Source organism: Legionella quateirensis, assembly GCF_001467955.1.
In the GTDB taxonomy this organism is placed as follows: Bacteria; Pseudomonadota; Gammaproteobacteria; order Legionellales; family Legionellaceae; genus Legionella; species Legionella quateirensis.
Genome location: NZ_LNYR01000002.1, coordinates 92,815 through 104,831, shown reverse-complemented (window position 1 = coordinate 104,831; position 12,017 = coordinate 92,815). Strand labels below are relative to the sequence as shown.

Genomic DNA, 12,017 nt, shown 5'->3' with positions numbered 1-12,017 from the left:
CGAAAGCGGGGATCCATTAAGCAAGCCCAGTGAGGTGCTCATTTGATTCATGGATTCCCGCCTTCGCGAGAATGACGTATAAATAACGTATAAAAGAACAACTCACGGGACAAAATCAGTGAACCATTGTACTCGGTTATATTTAATAATTCCTTAATCTTATCGAATTATAATACGTCAACTTATTCAAATGATAATCATATGGTTTATTCCATCAGTGACGTTAGGTGATGTAATGAAAAAAGTAATTATTGGCGCGGGACCAGCAGGTTTATATACAGCAATTAAACTACATAGAGAAGGTATTCGTGACATAGTGGTTTATGATCCTCGTGCGGGTCATTATACTCGGCCCGGTCACTTGAATAAAGACGTTTTTCAGAATGCAGAATCAGGACTATCTTTTAATTTTTGGCCTGGGGATAAAACCGGACACATCAAAGACCTGGAAAGAGCGCTCTATAAACAAGCTACCCAATTGCGCATCAAAATCGAGAATAAACGCTTTTTACGCCTACATGAGCATGCTACACAACCAGGTGTTATTATTGACAATAAGGGTATGGAAGAATTTGTTGAAGCAGATTATGTTTTTGACTGTACCGGTACCCGACGTGAAGTAGTTGCAGCGATGAATCATCTGATTCCTGATTCACCCTTAAAAATGACCACAATTACCGAACTGCCGGTGCGCAATCACTTTCTTGCCTATGTAAAAATGGATAAGACTGAGTGGAATCGATTTCAATATGACAGTACTCAAATTGAGTATTTTCCAGAAATGGTCGATGCTTTATCTTTTGCTCAATCAATAATAAAACTCAGAGCAATGGGCTGGAAGGAATTCAAATATCCGCGGTGTTATGGAATGGATTTTGGTAAGGATAAAGTGTGTTTGTATTTACATGCCCCCGATAATCTGCCTAAAGAACATTATGATGATTGGGTGCAAACAGTACTCGAATGTTATACAAAACCCATTAGTTATAAGTACTTACCTCCATCGCCCAAGCCACGGTTCTTGTCATTTTCTTCCAGTGCCCAAGCGTTGCAGGATGTCTCCTATAAAGGAAAAAATTTACCCACGGTGATTGCTCTGGGCGACGCGCAAATTGATTTTGATTATTATCAGGCGCATGGCATTAAAGATGGAATGAAACGTATTGATGCATTATTTCAGCATATGGAAGCTTTTGAAAATGAAATACATTATTTTGACTCTGAAGAGTATTTGCTAACGATTAATGATCTTTTACGTAAGCATAAAACAGAGGTTATAGAAGAGGCAGAGATAGTAAAGCGATCCTTTATTAATGCACTTGAAACAGCACAATTAAAGTTCAGGCAAGCCTTATTATTAAGCAAGGAACCAGAAGAAAGAAGCATCATCAGTGATATGTTAATAGAAATAGACGCACGTCAAAGTTATCATAAAGCATGTCGAAACTTTTCTGAATGTCATAATAAAGCGCATCAGGTTGTACTTACTCATACTAATCTCAATACTGTCATCGCGAGACTGAATCAGATTCAAAATGATTTAATAATAGCGTATTCCAAATTACCTGTATCCTTTGTTGCTGAACACAAAGAGGTTCAGGAACTCCTGCTTCATTTAGCCGTCAGCTGGAAGGAGGTAGGAAATGCGTTATTTAATAGCCGAAGAATGCCTGAAGCGATAGATGCATATAAAAGAGCTATGAGTATCTACAACCTGGATGGCTTTGTTGGCCGACATGCTGTCAAAGAAATACCCATATATTCAAATTTAACGGTAGTATACATACAGGAAAAGCTCTATTCTGAAGCAATTTCTGCGGCTAATACTGCATTGTCAGTCATTGACAGTTGTTCCGCAGAAGATCAACCTGCCGCGCTGCAAGCAAAAATTATTTATAATTTAATTAGAGCTTTGTGTGCACAAGCTCAAAATTTCCTGGACTCTGAAAAACCAAGAGATGCTCAAAGACTGCACTTGAAAGCAAAAAGCATAATAAGTAAAAATGAACATAAAATCCCTTCCCAAACCTTACAATCTATTGAAAGAATAATAAACGAACTGCAACAACGTCTGCCATGTGATGCGGATCGAGACCTATTGCGTCGTTCAAGTGACAGCATTGATGATGTTGTTACACCAATAGACTATGTCCCGGACGACACTGTGTCTGTTGGCCAACTCTTATCAGGTATTAGTATGTTTCGCCACAACACATCGAATGCACCACTGAGTGCCAGTTCTACTAAACCCAAAATCAACAAGTGTTAAGTGGGTATTTGTTCAGTGCAGCGGAATGGATTCCGGGAATGTTCCTTCCTCAAAACGCCGGGTACCTCTCCACTCAGACTACAGCACCTGGTTGCAAGCAACCAGGCTACATGACTCTATCCTATTTGCGTTTTTTCGCGTACACATTTTAAAAAATTCACGCCCTATTCTTAAGATTCCGTTAATAAAAGTTCTGTATAATCCGTCAGGAACAGTAGTTCGAAAAAGAATAATAAAACTCATTCAGCAGTCAGTGAATTGGGTTTTTATGCTTTTTCATTTTGAATTGATCAGGAGAATATTAATGTCAGCTACACTATCCTTAAGCCGTGGGTACGGTTCCTTTTTCTGGGGATGTACCAAATTCGCTATTTCACCATACACCAATACATTTATGGCAATAGCCAACGATAAAGATAATGACGCTGTAACCAATATTCTGGTGGCTTCTGTCGTTACGGGAATACTTACCTTTGTTATTCCTGTATTGCCAGTACTTGCTTCAATCACTTTTGCCATGGCATCAGTAGCCATGTTACTTGCCGTTGCCTCTATGTTTGTAACCTACCCACTTGCCGTTCTCGCAGATGCATGTAATTCATCCTGGGAAGACGAGAGCAACATGAGCCTCTTCGCTTAATCTTCACCCTATTATTGGAGCTTGTGATAACAGGCTCCAATATAAATAAAGTATATCCAGATTATTCCCCTACTATACACTCTGTACTATAATCGCCATCCAGGAATGTAGATCACTATATTCTTAAAGGAGTCCTGGTCTGCTCATTCCAGGGTCAAAATAATGGAGTTACATTCTCTTTTAATGAGGATAAAATATTATGAAAAAAGTACATCACCACCAGCCAACTCACTATCATTCATCTACAACTGTTGTTCCTAATCCTGTACCAGGTCAGCAACAGGCAGTTATTGTAACGCACCCAGCCTCAATCCCAAGTTTCGTACCTGGAGCGATGCCACAATATAACCCTAATCATTTTTTCCCAATGCAGCAACAACCAACTCATCATGCTCATGGACATCAATACCCATATCCCCATCCAACGCAGCATCATCATGATCATACTCATTCTAACTCGAATACCCATGGTCATTTTTAGTTCTGATCTTCCAAATATGTAGATCGGATCTAGGATCCATTTGTCCTCAGGCTAAGGGATTTCCGTATAAAAAATAGCCTGGATGGAGATCGGAGCACGTAATCCGGGAAGTCCCGCGAATGGGGCACCGACTAAAAAGGTACCATGCTGCGCATGGGCTTCCCGGATTGCGCTTTGCTCCATCCAGGCTACATTTGATTTTCTTGCTAGCCTGATGGCTATGAGCCAGAAGACCAACGCATACTATAAGAAGATTGTCATCCTCACGAAAGCTAGGATGACGTATAGAAGGTGTGGATCCCGCAGAAAAGACACGAGACTAGAAGCATCTTTTGTTAACTGTCTCTAACTCAATATTCAACTTTCCCGCTCACTCATAAAAGAATTATTTTAAAGTATCTTTTTTGGAATCTGGGCTTAACTTAATCAGAGGATTAGTGATAGATGAACTCACATTGCTCAACTCAGGTTTTTTTACTGTACTTTTTGCCGCTTCCTTTAAAGTAGAGGCTGGCTTTTTAGCAACCTGTTTCATTACACCTGTTTTATTCACTGGATGCACATTACTTGATCCAGAAACGTTCGCTTTACTTAAATGAACTGGCGAAGCAGTTTTCTTAACAGCAGATTTAGCTTTAATAGTGGAAGTTTTTGCAGAACCGCTGGATTTTGAAACCCCAGTGCGAACAGAGCTTTTACTCTTCTTTGCAGTTCTGGATGGTTCAGAGCGCACAACAGGTGAAGAAACAGCTTGTGATGGTTTTACAAAGACATCACCATTTTTATTAAACAAATTTTCTTCAAAAATATGAAACATATCCTGCACATAATCCAGAGCAGTTTGGGTATTTTTAATGAACGCATTCATATTTTTATGAAGAACGTCTTCCGGTTTACGAACACTTAAAAAATCAACGGGCGTTATATAAGTTAAGCGTTGCAGGGTTTTAACATTCAATGCCAGAATTTCATTAACTGGCTTGATTATAGGGCTTATATTCGTGTTTAAAAAGAATGGAGTTTGCATGATAGTCCTTATGTTGCGTTGCACCATATAAAGAATAGCTCGTCGATTTCATTTGTCAAAAAAATTATGAGATCTGTCTGCGTATCTGGTTCAGAACCCAAACATCTTTCGCTATGCCAAAACATGAAGGACTATAATTGCACTGATTTACATTGATTAGCTCTTAAATCAACCTGAGTATTTTTTTATTGCTATGCTTATAATATTAACAATTGTTTATCGGATAATCCTGTGAATTTTCTAGGGTCTGTTGACAATTGCTCTTTAGCACCTACGTGGGCCTTTACGGAGAATTAACACAATGAATTATCAACATACCTTAATTGGTTTTTTTCTTTTTTGTTTAAGCTCATTAAGTGATGCAAAAGAAACATCATTCATCAATTACCTTAATGCTCGCTTTAATTTTCAGGTAAGTTACCCAAGTTTCCTGGTTGCGCAAGAAGAACCGGCAAACGGATCGGGAAGAAAATTCATCAACAATAATGAAAGTCTGACTGTATATGGCAGTTTTTTCCCCAATCTTGACTCACAAAAATCAGAGGATCATTTTAATATTCGTGATGAGTTCAATTTTGAAAAAACAGACTTACAAAAACAAGGTTATCAAATCGGTTATACTTTTATAAAAAACAATGTATTCGTTATCTCTGGCACAAATGGCCAACAGATCGCCTATATTAAAAAGATTTTTGTACCGCACTGTGGCGTTCATCTCTATTTATGGCTTTATTATCCCCAAATAGATGAAAAACAATGGGATCCATGGGTTGATATAATCAGCAAATCATTTAAATACAGCAGCACATCATGTCAGGGTGATTATATCACTTCAGAAGATAGCAATAAGCCAGTACACAAAAGTGTGTTCTCGAACAGTCATTAACATCACGAAAACAACTCAATTTATGACTGAATAGCCGACTGGCTTGCCCTACCTTGATATTGCGTTGCCTGAATGATCAGATTAATAAGTACCACAAAAAACGCGGTACCCATTGGGACAAGAATAAAAAGCATCCAGGGAATAGAAAAATGGCTATCCAGAACGCCCTTGGCTAAATAGACATTGAACACTATTGCGGTCAGTACAGCTAAAAATCCTGCATATAAGCCAAGCAAAAACGCCTCACTGCTGCGAACCCATAATAAAGCATTTCGTCGCATGCCCAGAATTTTCAGAATGTAAGTTTCCTGTTGCTTGGTACTACTGAGTGATAAAATAGCAAGGATAACGATAATGAGTCCGGTCAGTAATGCAAAAAGAGAAATAAAGGTAATGGCATTGGCTGCGCTGGTCAGTATGGTCTGAACCTTGTTGATGGTATTGGCAACATCAATAAGAGAGACATTAGGATAGGTTCGGGTAATCTGGATTAACACGTCTCTTTTATCTGGAGGCAGGTAAAAACTGGTAATCATCGTTTTGGGAATATCATTCATTATTCCTGGTTTTACTAACATATAAAAATTAGGTTTAAACGAACTCCAGTCAAGCTGACGAATACTGCTTACCTGAACATCCAGTTTTTTGTCACTCACTACAAAACTTAAAGTATCACCTAATTTTAATTTTAAACGCTCTGCCAAATCTTTTTCAACGGATACCCAGGATAGTCGGGGATCTGAAACGTCCCAGGTGCCATCACTAATTTGATTGTCATCGGGTAAATCATCAGACCAGGACAGGTTAAGTTCCCTTTGCAAGGCATTAATATTTTTTACCTCCTCACCAAATAATTTATTTACCGATTCATGGTTAATTTCAGTTAATCGTCCACGTACAACCGGATAAAACTGCTGAGCATTAATGCCATTATGTTCTAAAATTTTGGATAAAGAAGGTGTTTGCTCCGGTTCTACATTAAAAACAAAAAAATTTGCTGTTTTAGCCGGTAGTTTTTGTTGCCAATCCGAGATCAAATGATTTTTTAAAAGCATTAAACTCACTATACTGGTTAAAGCCAATCCAATTCCAATAACCTGTAGAACACTGTCTTCCATATTCCTGGATATATTACTAAAGCCAAAACGCCAGTTAAGCGGTATACGCACTTTGGACAGGGTCAACGAACTAAAAACGATCCAAAGACCGGCAATCGCGATACCAATAAATACCAGACAGCCTCCCAGGACAATCAAAGTCAATTTCAATGACTGGGTATAATGATAAGCCATGACGCTCAGAAGCAGGATTGCAAGACCATAAGTGATGTAAGCACTGTTGTTCCAAATTAACTGGTGTTGACGAAAAAGTGCGATTGCACTCACTGTTCTTAATTGCCAGACAGTACCCGCTGAAAAACAGAACAGAAGCAACATTCCAGTGACGACACTTAAGACAAAAGGCCCGAACACAAATTGTTGATTTGCCTGAGGCAGCAGCCCTCCCAGCCATTGAATAAGTAAGGGTTGAAGAGTATAACCAATAAAAGCACCAATAAAGCAGGCCACCAATCCCAAACAAGCGATACTGCTCAAATACAATTGAATGATCTGCGCCTGAGTCGCCCCAAAGCAGCGCAGCAAGGCAACTTGCTTCAGATGACGTTGACAATAACGCAGAGATGCCATGCTAATGGCTACCCCGGCCAAAACCAGACTCATCAGAGTACCAAAATTTAAATAGCTTAAAGTACGGTTAATGGTATTTGTAACAGATAAGATGTTGTTTCTGCTATCCCGCCATTGTTGTTGCCCCTTTAATTGAGGACTTACAAAGTCCTTCATCTCGCTTAACTGCTCTTGGGTTCCATTCAATAACATACTGTAAGTCAGTACACTTCCCGGTTGAATTATTTGTGTTTTCTCAACATCAATCCGGTTCATAATAATGCGGGGAGACAGGGTAAACCAATTACCGATTTGCCCTGGTTCTTCTCTAATCACTCCCCCGATTTTAAAAACAGCGGCGCCAATAGTGATGGGCTTGCCAATGTCCGTAGACAATAAAGGCAAAAGACCCGGGTTAAGCCACACGATTCCAGGTTCAGGAGGCTGAGTCTGTACTATGCCCTTTGCATCATGCAGCTGAAATGCGATTTTTAGTTCCCCACGCAGTGGGTAGGGAGATGTGATTGCTTTGATCTGAGACAGTTGCAATTGCTCCTGACATTCGACCATGCTTAAAAAGGTAAGGGTATCTGTTCTGGTCATTCCCAGCTCATCTGCCCTGCGAATCCATGCCTGGTCAATGGGTGTATTACTCGTCAGTACCGCATCAGCACCTAACATATCTACAGCACCTTGCTCCAATTGGCTCTGTACCATGGATGTAAAATTGTTCATAGCGCTGACACAGGTAATCGCAATAACCAACGCGATAAAAAGCAAGGTTAACTCACCACTTCGCCACTCTCTCATGATGGATTTGACAAATAGAGGAACATTCAACATACCAGTTCCCCATCGACCAGAGGCCAATGTTGCTGACACCTCATTGCCAGCGCCTCATCATGGGTTACAATCACCAAAGTAGTCTGATGATCTTCATTGAGCGCAAACAGTAAATCCGCAATGGTTTTTCCAGTCTGTTTGTCCAGATTGCCTGTGGGTTCATCAGCAAATAAAACCAGCGGTGAAATAGCAAACGCACGTGCTATCGCCACGCGTTGCTGCTCCCCACCAGATAACTGTAAAGGATAATGATGGGCTCGATTGTACAATCCGACTTTATCCAGCCAGAATTCCGCAAGTTCCAAAGGGTTTTTCCGGCCAATAATTTCAAGTGGCAATACCACATTTTCAAGAGCAGTAAAATTGGGTAAAAGCTGAAACGATTGAAAAATGAACCCTATTCTTCTTGAACGGAGCTGCGCACGTTGATCCTCATTTAATAAGGTAATGTCCTGATTATCATAAAAAATATGACCTGAGGTTGGCAGTTCCAGCCCGGCCATTAAATTGAGTAACGTCGTTTTACCTGAGCCTGAAGCGCCAGTTATGGCAATAGTTACTCCAGCCTTGATTTCAAGATTGATGTTTGTCAATATTGTCAAAGTATGATCGGCGCTATGAACCTGGTACGCTACATTCTGAAGTTTAATAACCCCATTCTGGATGGCCATGAAATTCCTGTATTACTTTTTATTTATATATTCGCTAATCATAGCACCACTGCAGGCCAAAAATATCGTAGTAATTGGCGACAGTTTAAGTGCAGGGTATGGTATTGATCCACAACTAGGATGGGTTAACCTGTTAGGGTCAAAACTTGCGAAAGAAGATCACTATAAAATAATCAATCTCAGTACCAGCGGTGACACTACAAGTAACGGTTTGGCTAAATTCGATAACGCCTTGACACAATATAAACCGAACATTTTGATTATCGAATTAGGCGCCAATGATGGCTTGCGAGGCTTATCCCTAAACCAGATGAAAAATAATCTTGAAACCATGCTGAAGAAAAGTAACAAAGCAGGAATCAAAGTAATGTTATTAGGCATAGACTTACCGCCCAATTATGGACCGAAGTACGCAAATCAATTCAAGCAAGTATTCCAGGATTTGGCTAAAACCTATAAAGTTGCCCTGGTACCCATGTTTCTTGATGGTGTTGCCGGCAATACCCTTTACATCCAAAATGATGGTTTACATCCGAATGAGAATGCACAGCCACTCATTCTGGATAATGTATGGCCGACTTTAATCCCCTTACTTTAGGGGCTGTTGCCATTTCCGATTTCGACGTCGTGCCACTTGTTCGCAGGATCGATTGAAAGGAATTCACCGAAATATTTTAAAAAACACCTTGGGTTATGAATAATTCTTGACCTGGTAGACTCTAACTATCATAAGAAAGCAAATTGACAACAGCAGCCTGGCCGGTTGGCTCTGAAGGATTAAAATCCATAGCTACAGCAAAACCAATCGCGTCGTCCTCTTTATTGTGGGTGCCCTTGCTTAATTTTAACTGAACTCTTTTGGTTAAAGACATCAAGGCAATTTCATCCATATAAGTCAGAGAGTGTTTGTTATTTGTTATCATTTGAATCAAAGATACATGCAATGCATATTTTAAAAGATACCGGGCATCTTCAGTGCATTGATCAAGAACATCGCGTTGCGTTGTTTCCGTAACACGATACAGATGAGTGAACTGATAATCATAGGGTGAAAATTCATGCTCAAGAATATCCATTTTTTCAGCCTTATCTCGTTCGCATCTATAAAATAAAAGCTGCTCGGTTTGCCTGTTTTTATCACATAAATTAAATGATCCTTGAAAAATAAAAGGACCCTCCCAGACTGCGACTAAAATCAAGGTTTCAATAGTAATGCAAGTATATGAATTGCCACTCTTTTTCATCGTTTAACCCGAACAATGCGCTTAATTGAGTTCAGACATTATAACAGACGATTTTAAAAAACCGTGTCACATTGCTCATCCTGTATAAGTACGATGTATTCAAAACATGAACTGTGAGCTAATCCTGGCCAGTTAGTATTTCGCAAAGAAACCAGACAGGCAATAAAAAAAACAGTTGTTATTTTTTATGTTCTCAACGAGAATGCGCGCGTTAATAATACAAATAATTAGTTCGGAGTTTAACTATGATTGAAGAATGGCTGGCGGAGTTAAAAAAATTAGATAAATTTGCTCTTGGCATTGCTCAACGTGTCTGGGAAAATTCACCTGAAGCAAAGGATTTTAATGACGTACCTTTAACAAATGAAAACATTCTTATCCGGGTAGAGCAGCTGGCCGACCAAATCGTAAAGGATTTCCCCGATGCAAATCCTGTAATTGTAGGTCTAATGGATGGCGCCACTCCATTTGCATCCTTACTCAGTACAGCATTGAATAAACGTAACTATAATTTTAATTACACCACCATGATAGTCAGCAGTTATGGCCATAAACTGGTTTCTGGCGAATTAACAATGGGTGCCCTTCCCAAAGTAAAACTATACGGTAAACCTGTTATAGTTGTTGACGATGTCTGTGACACGGGAAAAACATTAAAAGCAATCAAAGACTTATTTTTAACTCAATATCCTGAATTCGTTAAACTGATGGTACTGGTCGATAAAGTCCAGGAACGAGTTGCGGGTTGCTCTCCGGATTATATTGGATTTACTATGTCACCCAAAGCATTCATCATTGGAATGGGGCTGGATTATTTAGAGGAATTAAGAAATACAAGCTCCATTAAAACCGCTAATCCCGACTTTTTACCCAATGAAGAAGAATTAAAAATACTGGATAGAAGAGAGTTTCTCCAGAAACAAATCGAAGGTTATATTGCTGCCCAAGCTGATGCGAAACAACAAATCTCAGTATCTAAATCGGAACAGGCATTAACCGCTCCATCCAGCTCAATATCGTTTTTTGGTGGACCAACAGATGAAAATCATGACATCATTGTCCCCACAAACCCAAGCTTTGCTCCTGGATTGAGTAGTACTGACTCCAGTTCATCCTGATATCAAATCATTAACAGGGGCATCATTGCTATGTGCCCTTGTAGTGTTTTTATAATACCTCTCCTGCTTATCCTTCTGATAAAAAACTGCATTTCCATGCTCAATCTCATGGACAAATTATTCTTTCATGATAATTTAATGAGTACAGAACGTTTTGAGAGTCTAGAGTTTTGTAGGAAATTCCGATTTAGACGTTTCATGATTTGTTCCTGAATACTCCTCACTGATTATACGGCATCCTCGCGAAAGCGGGGATCCATGCAATTATGTGACATGGAGCTAAATCTTAGGATGGATCCCCGCCTTCGCGAGGATGACCACCTTATAAATAGTGAAAAGTGTTCAGGTACAAATCGCGGAGCGTTGGAAATGAATTAGTGAATAATCACTATACCCTAAGAATAACGTTGAATAGGCAAGGATAGTTTATGGGCTCAAAACAAAGCACAGTTGATTATATTCTCGAACAAATAGCCGATGCAGGGTCGGTACACGCAAAGAAGATGTTTGGGGAATACGGAATTTATTGCAACGATAAAATTGTTGCTCTGGTCTGTGATGATCAACTGTTCATTAAACCAACTGAAGCAGGAAAAGCCTTTATAGGTCAATTTATTGAAGGAACTCCCTATCCTGGTGCCAAACCCTATCTCCTCATCTCAGGTGACGTCTGGGATGATCATGAATGGCTCACCGAGCTCATTAAACGCTCAGCAGCAGAACTCCCCATACCAAAGAAAAAAAGAGGGCATAAATTATGATTATTGAGGGTAAAATTATTCTAGGTGGTGTCTTACTTGGTCTGGCAGCAGGAATCATGCTTCTGGTTCGTGGCCAGATCCTTGGATGTAGCGGCAAATTGTTTCGCGCCTGGGATTTTTCAGGATTCAAGCCCAATTACGACAATTTATTATTTATCGCGGGATTAATACTCAGTGGCGTCATTTTTAATATGAGCCAACAAATCCCTAATCCATTGGCTGTATTTAAAATGAATCCCTGGACGTTATTTGCCGGTGGATTATTAGTAGGCGGAGGAACTTATCTGGCTAATGGATGCACTAGCGGGCATGGATTGTGTGGCATGTCACTTTTACGTAAACGTTCCATCACTGCAGTTGCCATCTTTTTCCCAGTCGCTATCATCACTGCCTGGCTGGCTCACTAAGGA

General features: G+C 39.8%; 12 protein-coding genes. 8 read left to right on the top strand and 4 right to left on the bottom strand.

What is annotated here, in order from left to right; translation table 11 throughout:
* Positions 1 to 235: 235 nt before the first annotated feature.
* The 3 genes from Lqua_RS01425 to Lqua_RS01415 all read left to right on the top strand — a co-directional run bounded on the left by Lqua_RS01425 (position 236) and on the right by Lqua_RS01415 (position 3,390).
* On the top strand, positions 236 to 2,269 hold the full coding sequence (locus Lqua_RS01425) for an FAD-dependent oxidoreductase (RefSeq protein ID WP_058472535.1): 2,034 nt from the start codon (positions 236 to 238) through the stop codon (positions 2,267 to 2,269).
* 304 nt (positions 2,270 to 2,573) lie between these two features.
* Positions 2,574 to 2,909: a hypothetical protein gene (locus Lqua_RS01420; RefSeq protein ID WP_058472534.1), complete on the top strand. Its 336-nt coding sequence runs from the start codon at positions 2,574 to 2,576 to the stop codon at positions 2,907 to 2,909.
* 199 nt (positions 2,910 to 3,108) lie between these two features.
* Entirely contained in the window at positions 3,109 to 3,390 is a 282-nt protein-coding gene (locus Lqua_RS01415; protein ID WP_058472533.1) for a hypothetical protein, read from the top strand.
* A 385-nt stretch (positions 3,391 to 3,775) separates the two neighbouring features.
* Here Lqua_RS01415 and Lqua_RS01410 read toward each other — a convergent pair whose 3' ends face one another.
* Positions 3,776 to 4,417 carry a hypothetical protein gene (locus Lqua_RS01410; protein ID WP_058472532.1) on the bottom strand — a complete coding sequence of 214 codons (642 nt, stop codon included), beginning with the start codon at positions 4,415 to 4,417 and terminating at the stop codon, positions 3,776 to 3,778.
* A gap of 301 nt (positions 4,418 to 4,718) precedes the next feature.
* On the opposite strand from Lqua_RS01410, the gene Lqua_RS01405 reads away from it, so the two are divergent.
* The gene (locus Lqua_RS01405) at positions 4,719 to 5,303 is read left to right on the top strand and encodes a hypothetical protein (protein WP_058472531.1); all 585 of its coding nucleotides are present in this window, start codon (positions 4,719 to 4,721) and stop codon (positions 5,301 to 5,303) included.
* 20 nt (positions 5,304 to 5,323) lie between these two features.
* Here Lqua_RS01405 and Lqua_RS01400 read toward each other — a convergent pair whose 3' ends face one another.
* Both Lqua_RS01400 and Lqua_RS01395 read right to left on the bottom strand, forming a co-directional pair.
* On the bottom strand, positions 5,324 to 7,852 hold the full coding sequence (locus Lqua_RS01400; protein ID WP_147279752.1) for an ABC transporter permease: 2,529 nt from the start codon (positions 7,850 to 7,852) through the stop codon (positions 5,324 to 5,326).
* Positions 7,807 to 8,484, bottom strand: coding sequence for an ABC transporter ATP-binding protein (locus Lqua_RS01395; RefSeq protein WP_058472529.1), 678 nt, complete (start codon positions 8,482 to 8,484; stop codon positions 7,807 to 7,809). Before Lqua_RS01395 ends, Lqua_RS01400 begins: the two co-directional genes overlap by 46 nt.
* Between Lqua_RS01395 and Lqua_RS01390 the strand changes: the two genes are divergently transcribed.
* Positions 8,483 to 9,082, top strand: a complete 600-nt coding sequence (locus Lqua_RS01390) for an arylesterase (protein WP_058472528.1) — start codon at positions 8,483 to 8,485, stop codon at positions 9,080 to 9,082. The genes Lqua_RS01395 and Lqua_RS01390 overlap by 2 nt on opposite strands.
* 121 nt (positions 9,083 to 9,203) lie before the next feature.
* On the opposite strand, the gene Lqua_RS01385 is transcribed toward Lqua_RS01390, so the two are convergent.
* Positions 9,204 to 9,728 (bottom strand): hypothetical protein, encoded by a 525-nt coding sequence (locus Lqua_RS01385; RefSeq protein ID WP_058472527.1) that lies wholly within the window; start codon positions 9,726 to 9,728, stop codon positions 9,204 to 9,206.
* A gap of 245 nt (positions 9,729 to 9,973) precedes the next feature.
* On the opposite strand from Lqua_RS01385, the gene Lqua_RS01380 reads away from it, so the two are divergent.
* The 3 genes from Lqua_RS01380 (at position 9,974) to Lqua_RS01370 (ending at position 12,014) form a co-directional block, all read left to right on the top strand.
* Complete coding sequence (locus tag Lqua_RS01380; RefSeq protein WP_058472526.1) at positions 9,974 to 10,846, top strand: phosphoribosyltransferase; 873 nt, start codon at positions 9,974 to 9,976, stop codon at positions 10,844 to 10,846.
* Between the two features lie 428 nt (positions 10,847 to 11,274).
* A complete protein-coding gene (locus tag Lqua_RS01375; RefSeq protein WP_058472525.1) occupies positions 11,275 to 11,607 on the top strand; it encodes a TfoX/Sxy family protein in 333 nt (110 codons plus the stop codon).
* Positions 11,604 to 12,014: a YeeE/YedE family protein gene (locus Lqua_RS01370; protein ID WP_058472524.1), complete on the top strand. Its 411-nt coding sequence runs from the start codon at positions 11,604 to 11,606 to the stop codon at positions 12,012 to 12,014. Before Lqua_RS01375 ends, Lqua_RS01370 begins: the two co-directional genes overlap by 4 nt.
* Positions 12,015 to 12,017 lie beyond the last annotated feature (3 nt).